Genomic DNA, 24,189 nt, shown 5'->3' on the forward strand with positions numbered 1-24,189 from the left:
CGTGGGGTAGGCCTAGGAAACGCGCTTGGAGCGGTTGAGTCTACTGCGAAGATCGAAAGAATCGGGAGGGTTCGCACGCCTGTGCCGGTTCGCCTCGCAACCGCCGTTGCAATCTTCGGCGACTGCAACGGCATGGATCCTAGGGTCTCCGCTGCGTCGCGGAGACCCTAGGATCCATGCCGTAACTGCTGAGCGCCGCAGCGTTGGTAGCAAGGCCACGCTTCATCGCGGCTCTCAGAATTTTTCAGTTATACAGCAACTTTGTTCTTGCTTTGTGCCGGCAGCTATGCTACTAATTTGGATATGGTGCTAATTGGCTCCAACGACCCGCCCTTCGTGGCGGGTTTTCATTTTCAGCCAATATCAAACAATCCCGCCGCCGACGCTCGCCACCGCCGGCCGTTCGGCTGCGACCTTCGCCCGGTAGCCGGCGGCGCGGTAGGCGGCGACCGGATCGATGGCGCCGCCGGTCTTCAGCCGCGCCATGGCAAGGATAGGCCGCAGCCACTGAGCATGGTACAGGCGCAAGCATGGCTGATCCGAAGCAATCCCAGATCCACAACTTCAAGGACGTAGCCCGCGGGCCTGAACGCGACGACGAGAAGCCCTTGGGCGAGCGGCTCAAGAAGCTGGTGAAGTACAAGCCGACAGAGAATCTGACGTGACCGATGAGCAGTTGGTTTTGGTAGCGATCCCATCGCTTGTGGCGGTTCTGCTCAATCGCGAACAGCAAAAGGGCTCGCCTTTGACTGAGGACGAAGTCGTGGCGATCAGGGACAGCGCCGCATGCATGGCGATGCCATACGACGTCGCCGCGCAGGTGGCGGAGAAGCGCGGCTATGATGACATCAGGCTTGAGAATGCTTGGGAAGACTGGAATGCGGTCCGCCCAAGCCTGGGCTTATAAACGCAACAATCGCGATTGATTCGCACCGACGACCCGCCTTAGGCGGGTTTTCGTTTTTCAGCCAATATCAAACAATCCCGCCGCCGACGCTCGCCACCGCCGGCCGTTCGGCTGCGACCTTCGCCCGGTAGCCGGCGGCGCGGTAGGCGGCGACCGGATCGATGGCGCCGCCGGTCTTCAGCCGCGCCATGGCAAGGATAGGCTCGACGTCGGTGCGATAGGCTGTCTTCAGCGTCTGCGTCGCCATCAGCGCGTCATTAGCGTCCTGGAAGCCTTCGAGCGCCTTGCGGTCGACCAGCAGCGCCTGCGCATAGGCGCGCTGCACCTCGACCGCCGACAACATCAGGCTTTCTATCGGATCGGTGACGTTATGGCTCTGGTCGAGCATGTGGGCCGGATCGAAACCTTCGGCACCGGCAAGCTCGGCATCGACCAGTTCATTGAAGACGAGGAACAGCCGGTAGGGATCGATCGAGCCGGCGTCGAGATCGTCGTCGCCATATTTCGAATCGTTGAAATGGAAGCCGCCAAGTTTCTTGAACTGGATCAGTCGCGACACGATCATCTCGATGTTGACGTTGGGGGCGTGATGGCCAAGGTCGACCAGACAGAACGCCTTGTCGCCAAGCTCGTTGGCGATGATGTAGTTGGTGCCCCAATCCTGCACGACGGTCGAATAGAAGGCCGGCTCGTACATCTTGTGCTCGGTGAACAGTTTCCAGCCGTCCGGCAGTCCGGCATAGATCTCCTTCATCGCGTCGAGATAGCGCTCGAATGCCTTGGCGAAATTGACCTGGCCGGGAAAGTTCGAGCCGTCACCGATCCATACCGTCAGCGCTTTGGAGCCCAGCGTCCTGCCGATCTCGATGCATTCGAGATTATGCTCGACCGCCTGCCGGCGTGTCGCTGCATCGGCATGCGACAGCGAGCCGAATTTATAGGAAAGTTTTTGGTCCCTGGCGTCGGAGAAGGTGTTGGAGTTGATGGCGTCGAAGCCGAGGCCGAAGCGGGATGCCGCCTGCTTCAGCCGGTTCGGATCGGCCTTGTCCCAGGGAATATGCAGCGAGACGGTCGGCGTCGCCTGCGTCAATTGCCGGATGACGGCGCAGTCCTCGATCTTGTCGAAAATGTCACGCGGCTCTCCGGCGCCGGGAAAGCGGGCAAAGCGGGTGCCGCCGGTGCCGACGCCCCAGGACGGGATGGCGACGGCGAATTTCTCGACCTTGTCGCGGATGGCGTCGATGGCGATGCCGCGGCGGTCGAGGCGCTCGCCGAGGGACTCGTAGTCGCGCTTGAGATTGGCGTTGCGCGCGGCATTATCTTTCTCGACAACATCGGCGGAGATGATGGTTTCGGACACTAAAGTTTCCTCCCAAATGCGTTCGGTTGGCGCTGCCCCTCATCCGCCTGCCGGCACCTTCTCCCCGTATGGTAACGGGGAGAAGGGTAAAGCTCCGGCGTCGGCGCCAACCCTCAAACGACTGCTTATCGCGTAAAGCTCTGTGCGTTGCCGGCGTCGACGTTGATGATGTTACCGGTCGATTTGGCCGACATATCGGAGGCGAAGAAATAGATCGCCTCGGCGATGTCTTCGGGGAACACCGACCGCTTCAGCATCGAACGCGAGCGGTAGTGCTCCTCGAGATCGTCGGTCGACATCTTGTAGGCGGCGGCGCGCTGTTCCTTCCATTCGCCGCTCCAGATCTTAGAGCCGCGCAGCACGGCGTCGGGGTTGACGACATTGACCCTGATCTGCGCTTCCGCGCCTTCCAGCGCCAGGCAGCGTGCCAGATGGATTTCGGCGGCCTTGGCAGTGCAATAGGCGGCGGCGTTTGGCGATGCGGCAAGCCCATTCTTGGAGGCGACGAAGACGACGTTGCCGCCGATCTTCTGCGCCCGAAACAGCCGGAACGCCTCCCGCGAAACCAGGAAATAGCCGGTCGACAGGATGTCCATGTTCTTGTTCCACAGCGTCAGCGTGGTGTCCTCGATCGGCGCCGAGGAGGCCAGGCCGGCATTGGAGACCAGAATATCGATGCCGCCGAATTCGACCGCCGTTTCGGCAAAGCCGGAGATCACCTGATCCTCGGACGTGACGTTGATGACTACGGGCCGCACGAAATCCTTGCCATAGGCCTTGGCAAGCTCGTCATTGGCGCCGGCAAGGGCTGCTTCGTCGATATCGGCCAGCACGACGCACGCGCCCTCGCGCAGCAGCCGGTTGGCGGTGGCCCGGCCAATGCCGCCGGCGCCGCCGGTGACCAGCGCAATCTGGCCGGCAAGAGCCTTTGGTTTCGGCAGGCGCTGCAGCTTTGCCTCTTCGAGCAGCCAGTATTCGATGTCGAAGGCTTCCTGGTCGGGCAGGCCGACATAGGTCGAGACCGTCGAGGCACCGCGCATGACGTTGATGGCGTTGACGTAGAACTCGCCCGATATGCGCGCCGTCGCCTTGTCGCCGGCGAAGGTGAACATGCCAACGCCGGGCATCAGATAGACGACGGCGTTCGGATCGCGCACCGGTGGCGAATCCGCGTGCTTGCAGCGGTCATAATAGGCCTGATAGCCGACGCGATACTCCGCCACATCATCGGCAAGACGGGCAATGACGGCATCGACGTCGGGATTTTGGGGGTCGAACTCGATGACCAGCGGCCGGATCTTGGTTCGCAGGAAGTGGTCCGGGCAGGACGTGCCGAGTGCCGCCAGCGGCCGCAAATCCCTGGAATTGACGAATTCGAGCACGGCAGGGGAATCGTCGAAATGGCCGAGCTTGTGGCTGTTCTCCGAGATCAGGCCACGGATCCTCGGCATCAGTTTTGCGGCCGCGGCGCGACGCGCAGGCGCATCGAGGGATTTGACGACTTCGCCGCCGAAAATCGGCTTGCCCTGGCTCTTGCGCTCGAACCAGTCGATCGCCTGGTTGATCACCGAGATCGTCGTCTCGTAGCATTCCTTCGGCGTGTCGCCCCAGCTGAACAGGCCATGACTGGCCAGTACGACACCCTTGGCTTCGGGGTTTTCGCGGCAGAATTTCTCCAGCCACAGGCCGAGCTCGAAGCCCGGACGTTTCCATGGCAGCCAGCCGATCGTGTCGCCGAAGATCTCCTTGGTCAGCGCCTGCGAATCCTTGGCGGCGGCAATGGCGATGATGGCATCGGGATGCATATGGTCGACATAAGGCTTCGGCACGAAGGCATGCAGCGGCGTGTCGATGGAAGCCGCGCGCGGGTTGAGGTTGAAGGTGCAATGGGGCAGATAGCCGACCATCTCGTCTTCATGTTCGAGGCCGCGATAGAGACCTTTCAGCGCGCGCAATTTGTCCATGTAGAGCGTGGCGAAGCCGTCGAGCTTGATCGAGGCGCTGTCGCCGCCCGAGCCCTTGACCCACAGCACTTCCACGCTCTCGCCGGTGAGCGGATCGTTTTGCCAGATCTTGGAGGAGGTGTTGCCGCCGCCATAATTGGTGACGCGCTTGTCGGAGCCAAGAACATTCGAGCGATAGACCAGACGTTCGGGCTCGCTCATTGCTTGCGCTTTTGCGTCATCCCAAAGATTGGCGAGGCGCGTGCCGGAGCGCTTGTCGAGCATAGGTATCCTCCCTTTGGGACACGCAAACGGCGCGGGTCCCTTTTGTACGAATTTCTACGCAAGCGGCGGCCTTGTCAATCACAAACGATCAATACCAGTCATATTGCATTGCACAATGAAATTATCTGATCGGAAATGATTGACACTGCGCGCTTTGGGTGACTAGATGCTCCGGCAGGGAGGAACCATGCACGAGAAAGAGCGCCACAGGATCATTCTGTCCGCCGTCCAGGAAAAGCCTGTGGTGACGGTGCAGGAGATGGTCGACCTGACGGAGTCGTCGGAGGCGACGATCCGGCGCGACATCGCGGCATTGCATGTGCAAAAACGGCTGCGCCGGGTGCGCGGCGGCGCCGAGGCGCTTTCGCCGCCGCAGTTCATCGGCCTTGCCGGCCGGCCCTTTTCCGTCAACGAGACCATCAACGCTTCGCAGAAGCGGGCAATCGCGCGGGAAGCCGTGGAACTGTGCAAGGACGGCGAGCCGATCATCATCAACGGCGGCACCACCACCTTCCAGATGGTGCATTTCCTGACCGGCCGCCGCATGCCGATCTTCACCAATTCCTTCCCGATCGCGGAGCACTTGCTCAGGCACTCCAAGAACACGGTGATGCTGTCGGGCGGCACCATCTACCGCGAGCAGAACATCATCCTGTCGCCGTTCGACAATGACGTGACGCGCAATTTCTACGCGCGCCGCATGTTCATGGGCGCGCAAGGGCTGGGGCCGCTCGGTCTTATGGAAGGCGACCCGCTGCTGATCCAGGCCGAGCAGAAACTGATCGACCAGGCAGACGAATTGGTGGTGCTGGTCGATGCCTCGAAGTTCCGCAAACGCTCGAGCCTGATCCTGTGCGGCCTGTCGCGCATCGCCACGGTGATCACCGACGACGCCATCGAGGATCGCGAAGCCAAGATGCTGGAGACCGCCGGCGTGACGCTGATCATCGCCCGCACAACGGCAACCAACAAGGAAGAATCTTCGCTGCAGGCCTGAGAACCACTCGCGCCCGCAGCGGCGATGGAATGCAACGCTCAAGGGAGGATATTCGATGAGCTTTCTGAAGAAACTGATGGTTACGGCGGCGTTCTCCGCCGCCATGTTCGTGAATGCCGCCTACGCCGAAAACGTCAAGATCGCGCTGGTGGTGAAGTCGCTCGGCAACGGCTTCTTCGACGCCGCCAACAAGGGCGCCGAAGAGGCGGCCAAGGAGCTCGGCGATGTCGACATCATCTACACCGGCCCGACCAAGGCGACCGCCGAAGCGCAGATCGAAGTGGTCAATTCGCTGATCGCCCAGAAGGTCAATGCCATCGCCATTTCGGCGAACGACGCCGACGCGCTGGTGCCAGTGCTGAAGAAGGCGATGCAGCGCGGCATTACCGTCATCTCGTGGGATTCAGGCGTCGCGCCGGAAGGACGCCAGCTTCACCTCAACCCCTCCGATACCAACCTGATCGGCGAGACCATCATCAAGCTGGCCGCCGACTACCTGCCGGAAGGCGGCGATGTCGCCATCCTGTCGGCTTCTTCGACCGCGACCAACCAGAATGCCTGGATCGACGCGGCCAAGAAGGTGCTGCCGGAGAAGTTCCCCAAGATCAAGCTCGTCGCCACCGTCTATGGCGACGACGACTCGGCCAAGAGCACGGACGAAGCCAAGGGCCTGCTGAAGTCCTATCCGAACCTCAAGGCGATCATCGCACCGACCACGGTCGGCGTCGTTGCCGCCGCGCAGGTGGTGACCGATGAAGGCCTGATCGGCAAGGTCAACGTCACCGGCCTGGCGCTGCCGTCGGAGTTCAAAAAGTTCATCGACAATGGCGCCAGCCAGGCGGTTGCGCTGTGGAACCCGATCGACCTCGGCTACTCCGCCGTCTACCTCGCCCACGATCTGGCGGTGAAGAAGGAAGAGGCCAAGCCCGGTGCTACGCTGTCGATCGGCCGCGTCGGCAAGGTCACGCTCGACGACACCAACTCGGCTGCGATGGCTCCGCCCTTCCAGTTCGACAAGTCGAACATCGAAAAGTTCTCCAAGATCTATTGATCCTGGGACCTTCGAAACGGTGCGGCGGGGCTCAGGTCCCGCCGCGCTTTCAAACGAACCTTGCTACAGGGCTTGATACGATTATGGACACGACAGCCCAGCACGAAGTGGCACATGAAGCGCCTTTGTCATCCGGACCGCGCCTGACGCTGTCCGGCATCTCGAAAAGCTTTCCCGGCGTGCGGGCGCTGCACAATGTCGGCCTGTCGCTCTATCCCGGCCAGGTAACCGCGCTGATCGGCGAAAACGGCGCCGGCAAGTCGACGCTGGTCAAGATCATGACCGGCATCTACGAGCCGGATGCTGGCACGATCAGCATCGACGGCCAGCCGGTCACACTGCCCAGCGCCCACGCCGCGTTCGGGCACGGCATCACCGCCATCCACCAGGAAACCGTGCTGTTCGACGACCTGACGGTGGCCGAAAACATCTTCCTCGGCCATGCGCCGCGCACGCGTTTCAAAACCATCGACTGGCGCACCATGCGCAAGAATGCCCGCGAGGTGCTCGACACGATGGGCGCCGGCCATATCGACGCCGACGCCAGGCTGAAGGACCTCGGCATTGCCAACAAGCACCTAGTCGCGGTTGCCCGCGCCATGTCCATCGACGCGCGGATCGTCATCATGGACGAGCCGACGGCAGCGCTTTCGATGAAGGAGATCGAAGAGCTTTTCCTGCTGATCGAATTCCTCAAGAGCGACGGCAAGGCGATCCTGTTCATCAGCCACAAATTCGATGAGATCTACCGCATCGCCGACCGCTATACCGTGTTCCGCGACGGCGAGATGGTCGGCGAAGGCCTGATCAAGGACGCCGGCCAGAGCCAGATCGTGCGCATGATGGTCGGCCGCTCGGTCGATCACATCTTTCCGCAGCGCAAGGCCGAGATCGGCGCGCCGGTGCTGGCCGTCTCCGGCCTGTCGCACCCGACCGAGTTCGACGACATAGCCTTCGAGCTGCACAGGGGCGAAATCCTCGGCTTCTACGGCCTTGTCGGCGCCGGGCGCAGCGAGGTGATGCAGGCGATATCAGGCATCACCCGCACCAGCGGCGGCACGATCACGCTGGAGGGTAAGGCAATCGCGCCGAAATCGGCGGCGGATTCGATCGACGCCGGCATCGTCTATGTGCCGGAGGAGCGCGGCAAGCAAGGCGTGGTGATCGGCCTGCCGATCTTCCAGAATGTCTCGCTGCCCTCGCTCAAACGGACATCCAAGTCCGGCATATTGCGGCTGGCCGAAGAGTTCGCGCTGGCCCGCTCCTACACCGAGCGGCTCGATCTGCGCGCCTCCTCGCTCAGCCAGGACGTCGGCACGCTGTCGGGCGGCAACCAGCAGAAGATCGTCATCGCCAAATGGCTGGCGACCGCGCCCAAGGTGATCATCCTGGACGAGCCGACCAAGGGCATCGACATCGGCTCGAAGGCGGCCGTGCACGGCTTCATGGCCGAGCTCGTCGCGCAAGGCCTGTCGGTGATCATGGTGTCGTCCGAATTGCCGGAAATCCTCGGCATGTCGGACCGCGTCGTCGTTATGCGCGAGGGCCGCATTGCCGCGGTCTACGACAATAAAGGGCTCGACGCCGAAACCTTGGTCAGGACGGCAGCGGGGATCGCGGCATGAAGGCTCTTCTCAAACACCGCGAGGTCTGGCTGCTGGCGGCAATCGTCGTGCTGATCGGGCTGATCTCCACGCGGTTTCCAGGTTTTGCCGATCCGGCCAACCTGCGCCAGGTGTTCAACGACACGTCGATCCTGATGATCCTGGCGCTCGGCCAGATGGTCGTCATCCTGACCCGCTCGATCGACCTGTCGATGGCTTCAAATCTCTGCTTCACCGGCATGGTGGTGGCAATGCTGAACGCCGCGCATCCGGCGATCCCGATCCCGCTGCTGATCGTCATCGCACTGCTGGTCGGCCTGGTGCTCGGCGCCATCAACGGCCTGCTGGTATGGCGGCTGAACATTCCCTCGATCGTGGTAACGCTCGGCACCCTCACCATCTACCGGGGCGCCACGTTCGTTATTTCAGGCGGCGCCTGGGTCAACGCCGACCAGATGAGCGCTGAGTTCATCGGCCTGCAGCGTGCGGCTTTCCTCGGCATTCCGGTACTGTCGTGGATCGCCCTGCTGGTCATTGCATTGTTTTTCCTCGTGATGACGCGCACCGCGCTCGGCCGCTCGATCTATGCCATCGGCGTCAACCCGACCGCATCGGTCTATGCCGGCATCGATGTCGGCCGGACGAAATTCATCGTCTTCTGCATCTCGGGGATGATCGGCGGCCTCTGCGGCTATCTGTGGATTTCGCGCTACGTCATCGCCTCGGTCGAGGTCGCCAACGGCTATGAGCTCAACATCATCGCCGCCTGCGTCATCGGCGGCATCTCGATCGCCGGCGGCATCGGCTCGGTCGGCGGCGCCGTGCTCGGTGCGCTGTTCCTCGGCATCATCTCCAACGCGCTGCCGGTCATCAATATCTCGCCCTTCTGGCAGATGGCGATTTCAGGCAGCGCCATCATCCTGGCCGTGGTGCTCAACGCGCGCGGCGAACGCCGGCAAGGCCGCATCATCCTCAAGAAAGCGGAAGCGGCATGACCGACACCCCTGCCCCACGCCACATTCCCGATCGGCTCGACAAGCCGCTGACGTCGGCGATCTTCTCATGGGAGGCGCTGCTGGTCGTCGTGGCGGTTGCCATCTTTGCCGTCAACAGCTTTGCCTCGCCCTACTTCCTCGACGCGTGGTCGTTGTCGGACCTGACCTTCAACTTCACGGAAAAGGCGCTGATCGCGCTGGCCATGGCGCTGCTGATCATCTCCGGCGAAATCGACCTGTCGGTGGCCGCCATCATCGCGCTGGCGTCAACAATGATGGGCATGGCGGTGCAGGCCGGCGCCGGCATGCCTGAACTGGTGGCAATCGGCCTCGTCGTCGGGCTCGGCTGCGGCGCCTTCAACGGACTGCTCGTCACCAGGCTCGGCTTGCCGTCGATCGTCGTCACCATCGGCACGATGAGCCTATTTCGCGGCATTGCCTTCATCATCCTCGGCGACCAGGCCTACAAGGGCTATCCCGCGAGCTTCGCCTTCTTCGGCCAGGGCTATGTCTGGTGGGTGGTGTCGTTCGAACTGACGCTTTTCCTGGTCGCGGCAGTCGTCTACTGGTTCCTTCTGCACCGGACGAGCTTCGGCCGCCGGGTCTTTGCCATCGGTAACAACCCGGTCGCGGCGCAGTTTTCCGGCGTACGCGTCGGCCGTATCAAATTCATCCTGTTTTGCCTGACCGGCCTGATGGCGGGCATCGCCTCAGTGCTGATCACATCGCGGCTCGGCTCGACCCGGCCGTCGATCGCGCAGGGCTACGAGCTGGAAGTCATCACCATGGTGGTGCTTGGTGGCGTCAGCATCCTGGGCGGGGCCGGCAGCATAGTGGGCGTGGTGCTCGCGGCCTTCATCATGGGGCTGGTGACCTTCGGCCTCGGCCTGCTCAATGTGCCAGGGATTGTTATGTCGATCTTCATCGGCCTGCTGCTGATCATCGTCATCGCGCTGCCGATCCTGTGGCGGCGAGTACGGCGGGAGCGCTTTGCCTGATGCCGGAGAAATACGCGTTCAAGATGAAGCTCAATCCGGGCATGAAGGCCGAATACAAGAAGCGCCACGACGACATCTGGCCGTCGCTGGTCGAGCTGCTCAAGCAGGCCGGTATCTCCGATTACTCGATCCATCTCGACGAAGGGACCAACACCTTGTTCGGCGTGCTGTGGCGCCGTGACGACCACGGCATGGACGAATTGCCGAAGCATCCGGTGATGCAGCGTTGGTGGGCCGAGATGGCGGACATCATGGAGACCAAGCCGAACAACGAGCCGGTGGCGGTGCCGCTGGAAACAATGTTCCATATGGAATGACCCGCCACGTCGCCGTCATCGATATCGGCAAGACCAACGCCAAGGTGGCGCTGGTCGATCTTGCCGCAGCAAGCGAAGTCACGCTGCGCAGGATGGTGAACGAGCCGGTTCGGCAAGGCCCATACCCGCACCATGACGTCGAGCGGTTATGGGCGTTTATCCTTGGCAGCCTGGCCGAGATCGACTGCGAGCAGCGCATCGATGCGATATCGATCACCACCCATGGCGCAACGTCCGTGCTGGTCGACGCATCAGGCGAGCTGGCGCTGCCGGTGCTCGACTACGAATTCGACGGTCCGGATGCCCTTGCCGGGGACTATGACACGATCCGTCCGGCGTTCTCCGAGACCGGCACGCCGCGCCTGCCGGCCGGCCTCAATCTCGGCGCGCAGCTGTTCTGGCAGCAGAAGCGCTTTCCGGCGGATTTCGCCAGAACCGCCGCGATCCTGATGTATCCGCAATACTGGGCCTTGCGCCTGACCGGCGTCGCCGCCAGCGAGGTGACTTCGCTCGGCTGCCACACCGATCTGTGGAACCCGTGGAAAGCGGATTTTTCGTCGCTGGTCGACCGGCTGCAATGGCGCCGGCTAATGGCGCCGGTGCGGCAGGCCAAGGACCGCTTGGGCCCGATCCTGCCCGCGCTTGCGACACGGACCGGGCTCGACCCGCAAACGCCGGTGTTTTGCGGCCTGCACGATTCCAACGCCTCGCTGCTGCCACATCTCCTGTCCGACCGACCGCCTTTCTCCGTGGTCTCGACCGGCACCTGGGTGGTGTCGATGGCGGTTGGCGGCAACAAGATCGCGCTCGACCCGGCCTGCGATACGCTGGTCAATGTCAACGCGCTCGGCGATCCCGTGCCGTCGGCGCGCTTCATGGGTGGCCGCGAGTTTTCCGTGCTGACCGAGGGCCAATCGGAGAACTGGACGGAAGACGATGTTGCCACGGTGCTGGCGCGCAAGACGTCCCTGTTGCCCTCGACCCAACAGGGTTCGGGCCCGTTTCCGCATCATACCGCATCATGGCTTAACGCGGACGGTATGAGCGTCGGCCAGCGCTTTGTCACCATCTCGTTCTACCTGGCGCTGATGACCGCGACCTGCCTCGACCTGATCGGCGCGGACGGTCCAACCATCGTCGAAGGACCCTTCGCCCGCAACCGGCTGTTCACCCGCATGCTGGCTGCGGCGGCGGCGCGCGCCGTCATTGCCTCCGAGGCTGCGACTGGTACCAGCATCGGCGCCGCCTTGCTGGCATCGGACCAGGGGACACCGCAAGGCAGAGGCGAAAGGACCGAACCGTCGGCCGATCCATTCTGGACAAGTTACGTGCGCTCCTGGCGTTCGGCGGTCGACGAACGAGCCTGACCGCCGAGCTCATGCCGCCCTGATGTCCGGAGATGCCTAGCCCGCATAGAGCAATCCTTGCGGATCGATCTCCGGCTTGCGGCCGGCAACTATGTCGGCAAGGAACTTTCCCGAGCCGCAGGCCATGGTCCAGCCGAGATGACCGTGGCCGGTGTCGAGGTAGAGATTGTCGTACCGCGCCCGGCCGATGACCGGCACGGAGTTCGGCATCATCGGGCGAAGTCCAGCCCAGACCTCGGCCTTGCTCTCGTCGAAAGCGCCGGGGAACAGGTCCTTGCCGGTGTTCAGGATCGAGTTGAAATCGCGTGGCTTGAACGTGCGGTCGAACCCGGTGAACTCCGCCGTCGAGGACATCCGCAGCCGATTTCCCAGCCTGGAATAGCCGATCAGCCGGTCCTCGTCGGCGCCACCCATGATCGGCCCCTTGCTTTCATCTTCCAGCGGAACAGTCACGGTATAGCCCTTCACGGGATAGACGGGCAGATCGATGCCGTAGCGGCGGCCGAGCAGACCGCTCTCCGGCCCCATGGAAATGACCACTGCGTCACCCGCCACCGGGCCGGCCGAGGTCATCACGGCGCGCACCCGGTCGCCGTCGATGTCGAGGCCTTCGACCGTGGTGCCGTAGAGGAATTGGACGCCGAGTTTCTCGGCGGCATAGGCAGCGAGGTTCTGCGTGAATTGGCTGGAGTCGCCGGTCTGGTCGATCGGCGAATAGACGCCGCCGGCTATCTTGTCCTTGGCGCCGGCAAGGCCGGGCTCGAGCTCGACCAGCCGGTCGCGGCCGACGATCTCGATCGGCAGGCCGTGTTCGCCGAGATAGCGATAGTTGTCGGTGCCGGTATCGAAGCTCTGCTGCGAGCGGAAGAAATAGAGAATGCCTTTCTTGCGCTCGTCATAGTGGATGCCGGTTTCGGCCGAGACGGCGTTGATGCAGTCGCGCGAATAGAGCGCCAGACGAAGCTTGACGTCGGTGTTGGCGCGCATGCGCTTATGCGTGCACTGGCGCAGGAAGCGCAGGCTCCAGGCGAAAAAATACGGATCGAAGCGCAGCCGCACCTTGATGCCGAGATCGTGGTTGTAGAGGCCGCGCAGGAACGTCTTCAGCGCGGCGGGCGAGGCCCAGGCGGTGGCATCCCCGGGCGACACCAGGCCGGCATTCGACCGGCTGGTGCCGCGTGCCGCCGCCGGATGGCGCTCGATCACCGTCACCTCATGGCCGTCGCTGGCCAGATAAAAGGCCGCCGCCGTACCGACGACGCCGGCCCCAAGCACCAGGATTTTCATTCCGCCCCCAGCGCGCTGAGCCAACCTTTGCGGAGAGCCCTTCTTCACCCCAGAGCCGAATTCTTGCTGGTCAGGATGCGCTCCCAGGCAAGCGCATCGGCAACGATCTGGTCGAGGTTGTCGCGCTGCGGGGTCCAGCCGAGCTCGCCGCGCGCCAGCTCCGAATTGGCGACGACCGCGGCGGCGTCGCCGGCGCGGCGATCGCCCATCCGCACGTCGAAATCATGGCCGAAGACGCGGCGGACGCTGTCGATGACCTCGAGCACCGAATAGCCGTGGCTGTAACCACAATTGGCGACCAGGCTCGATCCGCCGGCACGCAGCCGCTGAAGCGCCAACCGATGCGCCGCCGCCAGGTCGCTGACGTGGATATAGTCGCGCATGCAGGTACCGTCCGGCGTCGGATAGTCGGTGCCGAACACCTGCATGAAGGGGCGCTTGCCGAGCGCCGTCTCGCAAGCGACCTTGATCAGATGCGTGGCACCGGGCGTCGATTGGCCGGTGCGGCCCTTCGGATCGGCGCCGGCGACGTTGAAATAGCGCAGCGCCGTATAGCGCAACCCATGGGCAATCGCCGCGTCGCGCAGCATCCATTCGCTCATCAGCTTGGACAGGCCATAGGGCGATTCCGGCGCAAGCCGGGCATCCTCGCGCACCGGCTCCAGGCCGGCGCCGCCATAGACGGCGGCGGTCGAGGAAAAGATGAAATTGGGCACGCCTTCGCGCACCGCGGTCTCGATCAAGGTGCGCGTCTTGCAGGTGTTGTTCTCGTAATAGGCAAGCGGGTCGGCGACCGATTCGGGGACCACGATCGAGCCGGCGAAATGGATGATCGCGTCGACCTTATTGTCGCGAATGATCGAGGCGACCAGTTCCCTGTCGGCGACGTCGCCGACGACGAGCTTTGCTTCCGGGGCGACCGCCCATTCAAAGCCGGTGGAAAGCCGGTCGAGGACGACGACGTTGTCGCCCGTGTCCAGCAATTCCCAGACCATATGGCTACCGATATAGCCGGCACCGCCTGTCACCAAAACCGTCATCCGCATCCTCGCTATTCATGATTTGTCGGAACTGTCTCAATCGTCGCCGTACTGGAAAATCTGCCGCCAGGCCATTAAAACCTGCGGTAACCAGTCTCATCGGCGCGTGGCATTGTCCTGAAACAAGATTGATCCACATCAAGGGAATAGGCCACGTTCCGTGGTCGTTAGGAACAGGCTCGGGGCGTGGCATTTTGACCAAAAAGGCCAGGTGGACGATGAATGGGCCAATGACTATGATCCCGCGCAAAACTGGGAAGGCGACATGAATTACCAGCGGTTTTTCGAGGAAGCGATCGACCAGCTCCATGCGGAGCGTCGCTACCGCGTCTTCGCCGACCTTGAGCGTATCGTCGGGAAATTCCCGCGCGCCATCTGGCGCGCCAATGGCCGCGCCGAGGAAATCACCGTCTGGTGCTCCAACGACTATCTCGGCATGGGCCAGCATCCCGACGTCATTGCCGCGTTCCAGAAGGCGGCAGGCAAGATGGGGTCGGGGGCCGGCGGCACCCGCAACATTTCCGGCACCAGCAACCCGCTGGTCGAGCTCGAACTGGAGCTGGCCGACCTGCACGACAAGGAAGCCGCACTGGTTTTCACCTCCGGCTTCGTTTCCAACGAGGCGTCGATCTCGACCATTGCAAAGCTGCTTCCCAATTGCCTGATCATCTCGGACGAGCTCAACCACGCTTCGATGATCGAGGGCGTGCGGCGCTCAGGCGCCGAGAAGAAGATCTTCCGCCATAACGACGTCGCGCATCTCGAAAGCCTGCTGCAGACGGCCGGCCGCGAGCGCGCCAAGCTGATTGTCTTCGAGAGCGTCTATTCGATGGACGGCGACATCGCGCCGATCAAGCAGATCGTCGATCTCGCCGAGCGCTACAACGCCATGACCTACATCGACGAGGTCCATGCCGTCGGCATGTACGGGCCGCGCGGCGGCGGCATCACCGAGCGCGAAGGGCTGGCCGACCGCATCGACATCATCGAGGGCACGCTGGCCAAGGCGTTCGGTACGCTTGGCGGCTACATCGCCGGCAACACTGCGGTGATCGACGCGGTGCGCTCCTATGCGCCGGGCTTCATCTTCACCACGGCGTTGCCGCCGGCGATCGCCGCCGCGGCAACCACCTCGATCCGCCATCTCAAGCGCTCGCAGGCCGAGCGCGATGCGCAGCTGCGTCAGGCGACACGGACCAAGCAAGTGCTGGCCGCGGCCGGCCTGCCGGTGATGGAGTCGCCTACCCACATCGTGCCCCTTCTGGTCGGCGATCCCGAGCTCTGCAAGATGGCCAGCGACCGCCTGCTCGGTGTGCACGGCATCTATATCCAGCCGATCAACTATCCGACGGTGCCGCGCGGCACCGAGCGGCTGCGCATCACGCCTACACCGTTCCATTCGGACGCGTTGATTGCGTCCCTGCAGGACGCGCTGGTCGAGACATGGGATGCGTTGGGGATTCCCTACGGTTCGGCGGGCCGACCGTCGGTCGCCAAGAGCGACCGCGTCATTCCGTTGCTGGTGCCGAAGTCGGGCGGGTGAAGGTTCCGCCTGGACGAAGTGCTGCCTGTTGTTCAACGCAGCAGCGCTCAAAGGTTACGGCATGGATCCTAGGGTCTCCGCTACGTCGCTTCGCTCCTGCTACGCCCTAGGATGACGAACGTGTGGTGGCGTAAGGCCAATCGCGGACGTCGGAGATTGGCTGGAAGCCTCCCTTCGCTTCGTCATCCTAGGGCGGAGCGAACGCGAAGCGGAGCGCAGACCCTAGGATCCATGCCGTTACAGCGGCCGAGAAGTGCAGCGATCCAGGTTGCCTGCGCCCGTATCCGGCTCCGTCCGACCTGAACCTCACATATTCTTCATCCATTTCGCCAGCCGGTGCGCGGCTTCCTCGAGCTGGTCGAGACGGCGGTGGAAGCACAGCCTGAGGAAGGCTTCGCCGCCGGGGCCGAAGGCGGTGCCGGGAGCCAGGCCGACATTGGCGCGGTCGACCATGTCGAAGGCGGCAGCGCGGGAATCGGAGATGCCGTCGACCGCGAAGAACAGATAGAATGCGCCCTGCGGCACGGTGAACCGCGCCCTGCCGGTTTCGGCGAGAATGCCGCACACCAGGTCGCGCGCCGCCCTCGCCCGCTCCACCTGCTCGACGATGAAGGCGTCGCCCTCATCGAGGGCAACGACGGCGCCGCGCTGCATGAACTGCGCAACGCCGGACGTCGAATACTGGACCAGGTTCTCGAACACCTGCTGCAAGGCGGGATGGATCTTGATCCAGCCGATGCGCCAGCCGGTCATCGCCCAGTTCTTGGAAAAGGAATTGACGAACAGGATGCGGTCCTCATCGGCCATGATGTCGATGAAGGACGCCGCCCGGCCGTGACCGTAATGAAACAGCGAATAGATCTCGTCGGCGATGATCCACAGGCCCCTTTCACGGGCAAGGTCGAGGATCGCCTGCAGCGTCTCCTTGTCGGCGGTCCAGCCGGTCGGGTTGGACGGCGTGTTGACGAACAGCGCCTTGGTCCGCGGCGTGATCGCCGCTGCGATCTTGTCGACATCGCAGGACCAGCCATTGCCCGACTGGTCGAGCGTGACCGCGACTGGAACAGCGCCCGCGACGCCGGCGGCGGCGGCGAAGTTCGGCCATGCCGGCGACAGGTAGACGAGTTCGTCGCCCTTGCCGGCCACCGCATCGATGGCCATCTGGATGGCGTGCATGCCGGAGCCGGTGACGATGAATTCCTCGTTGGCGAAAGTCTTGCCGAAATGCCTGGTGTAGTAGCGGGCGAGCGCCTGCCTGAGTTCGGGAATGCCCCGCTGCCAGGTGTAGAAGGTCTCGCCGCCGGCGAGTGCCTTGGCGGCTGCATCGGTGATGAAGGCAGGCGTCGGCAGGTCGCCCGCCCCGGCCCAGCGGGGTATATGGCCGGCGCGGCCGCGCCCGCGGTTCATGACGGCGACAATGCCGCTTTCAGGCGCCGCCCGCGCTTCGGCGCGCAAAGTATCGATCAGGGTCATGGATGGGTCCGTTTTCGTTTGCTCGACTGCTAGCGTGTTTCAGGGCGGACGAAAACAGAAAACCCCGGGCGCAAGCGACCGGGGTTTTGGTCCAGAAAGTTGCCGCAGGCGCTATTTTCTGGCGAGGAGATCGCGAATTTCGGTGAGCAGCGCGACGTCGGCCGGTGGCGGGGCAACCGGGGCGGCCGGTTTCTCGCGCTCCAGCCGCTGGCGCAGATTGTTCACCGCCTTGACCATCAGGAAGATGATGAAGGCGAGAATGAGAAAATTCAGCGCCACGGTGATGAAGCTGCCATAGGCGAAGACCGCGCCCTGTTTCTTTGCCTCAGCCAGCGATGTGGCGTTAACGGCCGAGGACAAGGGCAGAAAATAGTTGTTGAAGTCCAATCCGCCCAAAATCGCCCCGATGACCGGCATGATGATGTCGTCGACCAGCGAGGTGACGATCTTGCCGAAGGCAGCGCCAATGATGACGGCGACGGCCAGGTCCATCACATTGCCCCTTGAAATGAATTCCTGAAATTCTTTCAGCATTCGACCCTCCTTGTCCTGACCGGCCGTGCTGCCGTCCACGCCTCGGCATCGACCGGCCGGCAGAATAGCAAAAACCTGCGGTTGCGACAGGCGCAAAGACGTGTTTCCCCGGCCTTGATTGTGCGAAGCCGCGGCCATAATGCGCCGAAAGCCGCGATGGACTCGGTCGCCAAGCTGTGATTGCGTCTGCAAGGCCGGATGAAAAAGCCGGCGCAGGGAGGAAGTTCGAGCCGTGCAGGGCTGGTTCATCGTCATCATCGCGATCGCCTACGTGACGTTGCTGTTCGTCATCGCCAGCCTGGGCGACCGGCGCTCGACTTCATCCGGGCCTGGCCGCGCCCGGCCCTTCATCTATGCGCTCAGCCTCGCCATCTACTGCACCTCCTGGACCTTCTTCGGCTCGGTCGGGCTGTCCTCCGAGCGCGGCCTCGAGTTCCTCGGCATCTATATCGGACCGGTGCTGGTGTTCGTGTTCGGCTTTCCGCTGCTGCAGCGCATCGTCAGGCTGGCCAAGACCGAGAAGATCACCTCGATCGCCGACTTTCTCGGCGCCCGCTACGGCAAGAGTTTTGCTGTCGCGGCGATCGCCACGCTGATCGCGACCATCGGCGCGGTGCCCTATATGGCGCTGCAATTGAAGGCGATCTCGGGCTCGGTCAGCCTGATGGTCGAGCACTATACCGGCTCGCCGCCGTCGTTCGATCCGTTCGTCAGCGACATCTCGCTGGTCGTTGCCATGCTGCTGGCGCTGTTTGCGGTGCTGTTCGGCACGCGCCACGCCGATGCCACCGAGCACCAGGACGGGCTGGTGCTGGCGGTGGCAGTCGAAACCGTGGTCAAGCTCGCCGCCTTCCTGGCAATCGGCCTGATGGTCATGTTCCTGATCTTCGGCGGGCCAGGCGACATGTTCGACCGGCTCGCCGAAAACACGCAGGTGCGCCAGGCGATGGGCTACAACACCTCGCTCGCCACCTGGCTGGTGCTGACATGCCTGAGCGGCTTTGCCATCCTCATGCTGCCGCGCCAGTTCTACGTCACCATCGTCGAAAATCGCAGCGAGGCCGAGCTGCGCACCGCGACATGGGTGTTTCCGCTCTATCTGGTGGCAATCAACCTGTTCGTGCTGCCGATCGCGCTGGCCGGCCTGGAACTGGTCGGCCCCAGGACCAGCAGCGACCTTTACGTGCTGTCGCTGCCGCTGTTCAGCGGCCACGACGTGCTGGCCATGGCCGCCTTCATCGGCGGGCTGTCGGCGGCGACCGCAATGGTGATCGTCGAAAGCGTCGCGCTGTCGATCATGATCTCCAACGACCTGGTCATTCCGCTGTTCGTGCGCCGGCTGCTGCGGACCACGACATCCGAGAACGAGGACTGGTCGACGCTCATCCTCAATGTACGGCGGGCGGCGATCTTCATCATGCTGTTCATCGCCTTTCTCTACTACCGCGAGAGCACCAATAGCGCGCGGCTGTCCTCGATCGGCCTGATGTCGTTCGCCGCGATCGCGCAGTTCGCGCCGGCAATGATCGGCGGCCTGATCTGGCGCGGCGCCAACGGAAGGGGTGCCGCACTTGGCATGGTCGCCGGCATCGTCGTCTGGAGCTATACGCTGCTGCTTCCCTCGCTCGTCGCGCCCGATACCGGCATCCTCGTCCACGGCCTGTTCGGCTTCGATGCATTGCGGCCGCAGGCTCTTTTCGGCACCGTCGCCGAGCCGCTGAACCATGGCGTGCTGTGGAGCCTGTCGATCAACACGATTTTTTTTGTGTTCGGCTCGCTGTCGCGCGCCTCCGTGCCGCTGGAACGCATCCAGGCATCGATCTTCGTGCCGCGCGAGGCGGGGCCGCTGCCGAGCCTGCGCCGCTTCCGCACCACCATAACCGTCAACGACCTCAAGGACACGATCGCGCGCTATCTCGGTGTCGAACGCACCGAGCGGTCATTTCAGTCGTTCGAAAAGAGCGGCGGCACTTCACTGCACGGCAACGAACAGGCCAGCATGGATGTCATCCGCTTCTCCGAGCAGCTTCTGGCCAGTGCCGTCGGCTCCTCTTCGGCGCGGCTGATCCTGTCGCTACTGCTGCGCCGCAACGACCGCGAATCCAAGGACGCCTTCCGCCTGCTCGACGACGCCACGGAGGCGCTGCAGCACAATCGCGATCTGCTGCAGATCGCACTCGACCAGATGGAACAGGGCATCACTGTCTTCGACCGCGATTTCCGGTTGATTTGCTGGAACCGCCAGTACCGGGCGCTGTTCGACCTGCCCGACGAGATGGGCCAGGTCGGCGTCTCACTCGATCGTATCCTGCGCCACCTTGCCGAGCGCGGTGACATACCGGCAGACCAGCGCGTCACCATGCTCAACCGCCTGACCAGCTTCGTCAGCCCATGGCAGATGGAGCTGAAGACCAGCGGGCGCATCCTGGAATTGCGCTCCAATCCGATGCCGGACGGCGGCATCGTCGCCACCTACGCCGACATCTCTGGACGCGTCGAGCAGGATCTGGCGCTGAAGCGCGCCAACGAATCCCTGGAACAGCGAGTGAAGAGCCGCACCGCCGAGCTCACCCGCGTCAATGAGGAGCTGGCGCAGGCGCAGATGCTGGCCGAGGAGGCCAATCTCGGCAAGACCCGCTTCCTCGCTGCCGCCGGCCACGACATCCTGCAGCCGCTGAACGCCGCCCGCCTCTATTGCTCGTCACTGATCGAGAAGACTGGCAAGGGACCTGCCGGCAAGGCGGCGATGAACATCGAATCGTCGCTGGAATCGGTCGAGACCATCCTCGGCGCGGTGCTCGACATTTCGCGCCTCGATGCCGGCGCGATGAAGCCGGACGATACGAGCTTCGGCCTCGACGGGCTGCTGCGCCAGATCGGCAACGACTTCCGGCCGCTTGCCGCCGAAAAGAAGCTCGAACTCTCGATCATGCCGTCGTCGCTCAGCGTCATGACGGACCGCAATCTGCTGCGCCGGCTGATCCAGAACCTGGTCTCAAACGCCATTAAATACACGCGCCATGGCCGCATCCTGGTCGGCGTGCGGCGGCGCGGCGAATTGGCCGAGATCCAGGTTATCGACACCGGCATCGGCATTGCCGGCGACAAGCTCAACACCGTGTTCCGCGAATTCACCCGGCTCGACGAGGGCGCACGCGAGGCGGAAGGCCTCGGCCTTGGGCTCTCCATTGTCGACCGCATCGCCCGCGTCCTGCGCCTCGAAATCCGGATCTTCTCCAACCCAGGCAAGGGCACACGCTTTTCCGTGTTGCTGCCGGTGGCGGCCGTGCAGGCGCCGCGGCGCGAGGCGGAGGCGAAGCCGCCTGCCCGTGCAGCGGCCTCGCTTGCCGGGCTCAATGTGCTCTGCATCGACAACGACGCCCGCATCCTCGACGGCATGCGGCTCCTGCTCGAGGGTTGGGGCTGCAGCGTCGACACGCTTTCCGGCGCGGAGGATCTCGACAGGTCCGGCATGCATCGGCCGGACATCGTGCTTGCCGACTATCATCTCGACAACAGGACCGGTCTCGAATTGATCGCCCAGTTGCGTGCGATCCATGGCGAGGACCTGCCGGCCGTGCTGGTCACCGCCGACCGCTCCAGCGAGGTTCGCGCCGCTGCCGGCAGGCTTGACGTGCCGGTGATCAGCAAACCACTGAAACCGGCGATGCTGCGCTCGATGATGGCCAGGGTCAGGCCGCTGGCGCCGGCGGCCGAATAGGAATCAGCCGGCCGCCTGAACCGGGTCGCTGCCGATTTTGGACAAAAGGATGACCGCCTGCGTGCGGCTGTCGACGCCGAGCTTCTGCAGGATAGCCGAGACATGCGCTTTGATCGTCGCTTCGGAGACCCCGAGCTCATAGGCGATCTGCTTGTTGAGCAGTCCCTCAGCCAGCATGCCGAGCACGCGCGTCTGCTGTGGAGTCAGCGCTTGCAGGCGCTTGATCAGGTCGGAAATCTCGGGATCGCGCTCGACACCGAGATCGACCCCGGCGGGTGCCGCGATATCACCTGCGAGCACCGACTGCACCGCATTGCGGATCTCCTCCATGCTGGCCGATTTGGAGATGAAGCCGGAGGCGCCGAGATCGAGCGCGCGCCGGATCGTCACCGGATCGTCATGCGCCGAGACCACCATCATCGGCACCGCCGAATGGATGCCGCGCAGCGAAATCAGGCCGGAAAGACCGCTTGCCCCCGGCATCGAGAGATCGAGCAGCACCAGATCGACATCCTCATTGGCCAGGACCAGCGCCTTGGCGCTTTCGAAATCGCCGGCCTCGTGAATGGCGGCAACGTCTCCGATGCCCGCGAGTGCCTCCCTCAATGCACCGCGAAAAAGCGGATGATCGTCGGCAATGACGAATGTGTAGCCCAACGGTGATATCCCTCCCCGACTCCCATTGGCGATGTTCCGCCTGCAGGATCTGAACGATTGTAACGCTACGCCTGCCGTCCGGCGTGGGCGGCTTGCTATTCCCGCCCCAGGTCTTTTTGCGAATTGCCTAGGTCTTTTGCGAATTGGGCTTGGCGCCGTCTTCGTCCTTGTCCATGTCCTTGACGATGTCCATGAAGCTGCGCAGGAAGCGCTCCATGTAGCCCATCGTCTTGTTGAAATCCTCCTCGCTGGGCAAAGTCGATTCGAAACGCGCGGCAAGCGAATTTTCGAGCTTGGCGACGCGCTCGTCGAGCGCCTTCACCGAATTTTGCAGCCGGTCGACCTCATCCTGGAGGGCGGCACGTTCGTCGGCCGCCGTCTTGCAGACGAGCTGGCCGGAGCGTTCCTCGCAGAGCGACATGGCGCCGGTTTGCGTATCCATGCGGACATAGCCATTGGCCGATTTCTCCAACCGGTAGCGATCGGCTTCCTCGGAAAAGGCCGACGCCGCGATAAGCGACACCACTGCTGCGGGGATCAAGACGTGTTTCAGACGCATGTTTTCCTCCATGAGCCAGTCAGCGCAATCTATCACAGTTTGCGCCTGAAATGGGGACGAACCTGAAATGGGGAAGAACACGGCCTGCCCTTCCCCGCGTGGTCGGTTCGGACTATAGCGCAACCATGTCCGAGATCATCTACAAGATAGTTCCCGAGGCGCTGTGGCGCGAGGCTGAAAGAGAAGGCGGCTTCACCGGCGCGCCTATCGACGTTGCCGACGGCTTCATCCATTTTTCCACCGCCGGGCAGGTTCGGGAAACGGCAGTAAAACATTTCGCCGGCCAGGCCGGGTTGCTGCTGGTTGGCGTCGACAGCGCGCGCCTCGGCGATGCGCTGAAATATGAGGTCTCGCGCGGCGGCGCCCTGTTCCCGCATCTCTATGGCGGGCTCGGCCTCGATGCGGTCGTTTCGGTGCAGGCATTGCCGCTCGGCGCTGACGGCCGGCATGAATTCCCGGCGCTGGAGGCCGAATGAGCGCGTTCGACCGGATCGGCCAGAAACTGCTGTTCACGCTCGATCCGGAAACCGCGCATGGGCTGTCGATTGCCGCGCTGAGATGCGGGCTGCCGGTCGCCGGTCGTCCGCCGCAGGACAACAGGTTAAAGGTCAGCCGTTGCGGGCTGGATTTCCCGAACCCGCTCGGCATGGCCGCGGGTTACGACAAGAATGCCGAAGTGCCGGACGCGCTGCTCGGCCTCGGCTTCGGCTTCGCCGAGGTCGGCACGATCACGCCGCTGCCGCAGACGGGCAATCCGAAGCCGCGCATCTTCCGGCTGCCTTCGGACGGGGCGGTGATCAACCGGCTGGGCTTCAACAATGAAGGCCACGCCGCCGCAGAGAAGCGTCTTGCCGCCCGAAAAGGCCGCCCCGGCATCATCGGCATCAACATCGGCGCCAACAAGGACAGCGCCGACCGCGTCAGTGATTATGAGCGCGGCGTGATCCGGTTCGCGCGATACGCCGGCTATCTGACAATCAATATCTCCTCGCCGAACACGCCGGGCCTGCGCAATATGCAGGCGCGCGAACAGCTTGGCGAGCTCCTGTCGCGGGTCATGGCCGCGCGTGCGGCGGCACCGGCAAAACCGCCCGTGTTCCTCAAGATCGCGCCGGATCTGGTCGAGGCCGAGCTTGAGGACATCGCTGCCGAGATCAGCGACAAGCAAATGGACGGCGTCATCGTCTCCAACACAACGATCGCGCGAGCCGGCCTGAGCAGCGCCGGCCTTGCCGGCGAGACCGGCGGGCTTTCGGGGAAACCCTTGTTCGAGCGCTCGACTATCGTGCTGGCAAGGATGCGAAAACTGCTTGGCCCGGATCCTACTATCATCGGCGTCGGCGGCGTCGATTCCGCCGAGACGGCGCTGGAAAAGATCCGTGCCGGCGCCGATCTCGTCCAGCTCTATACCGGCATGATCTATGCCGGGCCCGCGCTGCCGGGGCGCATTCTTTCCGGCATGGCCCGTTTCATGGACAATCAAGGGCTGAAGTCGCTGTGCGAGCTTCGCGACAGCCGCCTCGATCACTGGGCGGCGAAACCGCTTTAGCG

The 24,189-nt window shown here is 63.3% G+C and carries 21 protein-coding genes and 1 pseudogene; 13 read left to right on the forward strand and 9 right to left on the reverse strand.

Annotated elements, in window-relative coordinates; all coding sequences use genetic code 11:
• Positions 1-363: 363 nt before the first annotated feature.
• Positions 364-504 (reverse strand): annotated as a pseudogene (locus NKH93_RS05935) (sugar isomerase); the annotation flags it as partial.
• 26 nt (positions 505-530) lie between these two features.
• On the opposite strand from NKH93_RS05935, the gene NKH93_RS05940 reads away from it, so the two are divergent.
• Entirely contained in the window at positions 531-665 is a 135-nt protein-coding gene (locus NKH93_RS05940) for a hypothetical protein (protein WP_352470139.1), read from the forward strand.
• The gene (locus tag NKH93_RS05945) at positions 662-907 is read left to right on the forward strand and encodes a hypothetical protein (protein ID WP_352813658.1); all 246 of its coding nucleotides are present in this window, start codon (positions 662-664) and stop codon (positions 905-907) included. The genes NKH93_RS05940 and NKH93_RS05945 overlap by 4 nt, the downstream gene beginning before the upstream one ends.
• Before the next feature lie 67 nt (positions 908-974).
• On the opposite strand, the gene rhaI is transcribed toward NKH93_RS05945, so the two are convergent.
• A complete protein-coding gene (gene rhaI, locus NKH93_RS05950; RefSeq protein WP_352470137.1) occupies positions 975-2,267 on the reverse strand; it encodes an L-rhamnose catabolism isomerase in 1,293 nt (430 codons plus the stop codon).
• Between the two features lie 125 nt (positions 2,268-2,392).
• The gene (locus NKH93_RS05955) at positions 2,393-4,495 is read right to left on the reverse strand and encodes a bifunctional rhamnulose-1-phosphate aldolase/short-chain dehydrogenase (RefSeq protein ID WP_352501722.1); all 2,103 of its coding nucleotides are present in this window, start codon (positions 4,493-4,495) and stop codon (positions 2,393-2,395) included.
• A gap of 187 nt (positions 4,496-4,682) precedes the next feature.
• Between NKH93_RS05955 and NKH93_RS05960 the strand changes: the two genes are divergently transcribed.
• The 7 genes from NKH93_RS05960 to NKH93_RS05990 all read left to right on the forward strand — a co-directional run bounded on the left by NKH93_RS05960 (position 4,683) and on the right by NKH93_RS05990 (position 11,824).
• Complete coding sequence (locus NKH93_RS05960; RefSeq protein ID WP_352969600.1) at positions 4,683-5,492, forward strand: DeoR/GlpR family DNA-binding transcription regulator; 810 nt, start codon at positions 4,683-4,685, stop codon at positions 5,490-5,492.
• Positions 5,493-5,547: 55 nt separating this feature from the next.
• Positions 5,548-6,543 (forward strand): rhamnose ABC transporter substrate-binding protein, encoded by a 996-nt coding sequence (rhaS, locus tag NKH93_RS05965; RefSeq protein ID WP_352448664.1) that lies wholly within the window; start codon positions 5,548-5,550, stop codon positions 6,541-6,543.
• An 83-nt stretch (positions 6,544-6,626) separates the two neighbouring features.
• Complete coding sequence (locus NKH93_RS05970; RefSeq protein ID WP_352969602.1) at positions 6,627-8,168, forward strand: sugar ABC transporter ATP-binding protein; 1,542 nt, start codon at positions 6,627-6,629, stop codon at positions 8,166-8,168.
• Positions 8,165-9,142 (forward strand): ABC transporter permease, encoded by a 978-nt coding sequence (locus NKH93_RS05975; protein ID WP_352613932.1) that lies wholly within the window; start codon positions 8,165-8,167, stop codon positions 9,140-9,142. Before NKH93_RS05970 ends, NKH93_RS05975 begins: the two co-directional genes overlap by 4 nt.
• The gene (locus tag NKH93_RS05980; RefSeq protein WP_352541322.1) at positions 9,139-10,140 is read left to right on the forward strand and encodes an ABC transporter permease; all 1,002 of its coding nucleotides are present in this window, start codon (positions 9,139-9,141) and stop codon (positions 10,138-10,140) included. The genes NKH93_RS05975 and NKH93_RS05980 overlap by 4 nt, the downstream gene beginning before the upstream one ends.
• Positions 10,140-10,457 carry an L-rhamnose mutarotase gene (gene rhaM, locus NKH93_RS05985; protein WP_352613931.1) on the forward strand — a complete coding sequence of 106 codons (318 nt, stop codon included), beginning with the start codon at positions 10,140-10,142 and terminating at the stop codon, positions 10,455-10,457. The genes NKH93_RS05980 and rhaM overlap by 1 nt, the downstream gene beginning before the upstream one ends.
• Positions 10,454-11,824, forward strand: coding sequence for an FGGY-family carbohydrate kinase (locus NKH93_RS05990; RefSeq protein ID WP_352541321.1), 1,371 nt, complete (start codon positions 10,454-10,456; stop codon positions 11,822-11,824). The genes rhaM and NKH93_RS05990 overlap by 4 nt, the downstream gene beginning before the upstream one ends.
• Positions 11,825-11,860: 36 nt before the next feature.
• Here the strand turns inward: NKH93_RS05990 and NKH93_RS05995 are convergent, their stop codons facing one another.
• Both NKH93_RS05995 and galE read right to left on the reverse strand, forming a co-directional pair.
• Positions 11,861-13,111, reverse strand: a complete 1,251-nt coding sequence (locus NKH93_RS05995; protein ID WP_352501717.1) for a D-amino acid dehydrogenase — start codon at positions 13,109-13,111, stop codon at positions 11,861-11,863.
• 44 nt (positions 13,112-13,155) lie between these two features.
• Complete coding sequence (gene galE / locus NKH93_RS06000) at positions 13,156-14,151, reverse strand: UDP-glucose 4-epimerase GalE (RefSeq protein ID WP_352448657.1); 996 nt, start codon at positions 14,149-14,151, stop codon at positions 13,156-13,158.
• Between the two features lie 265 nt (positions 14,152-14,416).
• On the opposite strand from galE, the gene hemA reads away from it, so the two are divergent.
• Complete coding sequence (hemA, locus tag NKH93_RS06005) at positions 14,417-15,694, forward strand: 5-aminolevulinate synthase (protein ID WP_352448656.1); 1,278 nt, start codon at positions 14,417-14,419, stop codon at positions 15,692-15,694.
• Positions 15,695-16,000: 306 nt separating this feature from the next.
• Here the strand turns inward: hemA and NKH93_RS06010 are convergent, their stop codons facing one another.
• A complete protein-coding gene (locus NKH93_RS06010) occupies positions 16,001-17,167 on the reverse strand; it encodes a pyridoxal phosphate-dependent aminotransferase (RefSeq protein ID WP_352969605.1) in 1,167 nt (388 codons plus the stop codon).
• A 111-nt stretch (positions 17,168-17,278) separates the two neighbouring features.
• On the reverse strand, positions 17,279-17,701 hold the full coding sequence (mscL, locus tag NKH93_RS06015) for a large conductance mechanosensitive channel protein MscL (RefSeq protein WP_352488570.1): 423 nt from the start codon (positions 17,699-17,701) through the stop codon (positions 17,279-17,281).
• A gap of 232 nt (positions 17,702-17,933) precedes the next feature.
• Between mscL and NKH93_RS06020 the strand changes: the two genes are divergently transcribed.
• Positions 17,934-21,422, forward strand: coding sequence for a PAS domain-containing hybrid sensor histidine kinase/response regulator (locus NKH93_RS06020; protein WP_352969607.1), 3,489 nt, complete (start codon positions 17,934-17,936; stop codon positions 21,420-21,422).
• A gap of 3 nt (positions 21,423-21,425) precedes the next feature.
• Here NKH93_RS06020 and NKH93_RS06025 read toward each other — a convergent pair whose 3' ends face one another.
• Together NKH93_RS06025 and NKH93_RS06030 are read right to left on the reverse strand one after the other, a co-directional pair.
• Positions 21,426-22,088, reverse strand: coding sequence for a response regulator (locus NKH93_RS06025; RefSeq protein WP_502896434.1), 663 nt, complete (start codon positions 22,086-22,088; stop codon positions 21,426-21,428).
• A gap of 118 nt (positions 22,089-22,206) precedes the next feature.
• A complete protein-coding gene (locus tag NKH93_RS06030; protein ID WP_352685293.1) occupies positions 22,207-22,638 on the reverse strand; it encodes a hypothetical protein in 432 nt (143 codons plus the stop codon).
• 125 nt (positions 22,639-22,763) lie between these two features.
• Between NKH93_RS06030 and NKH93_RS06035 the strand changes: the two genes are divergently transcribed.
• Complete coding sequence (locus NKH93_RS06035; protein ID WP_352969611.1) at positions 22,764-23,114, forward strand: DUF952 domain-containing protein; 351 nt, start codon at positions 22,764-22,766, stop codon at positions 23,112-23,114.
• Positions 23,111-24,187 carry a quinone-dependent dihydroorotate dehydrogenase gene (locus NKH93_RS06040; protein WP_352685291.1) on the forward strand — a complete coding sequence of 359 codons (1,077 nt, stop codon included), beginning with the start codon at positions 23,111-23,113 and terminating at the stop codon, positions 24,185-24,187. Before NKH93_RS06035 ends, NKH93_RS06040 begins: the two co-directional genes overlap by 4 nt.
• Positions 24,188-24,189: the final 2 nt, after the last annotated feature.

Origin of the sequence: Mesorhizobium sp. M0954, assembly GCF_040319155.1 — a bacterium.
GTDB lineage: Bacteria > Pseudomonadota > Alphaproteobacteria > Rhizobiales > Rhizobiaceae > Mesorhizobium.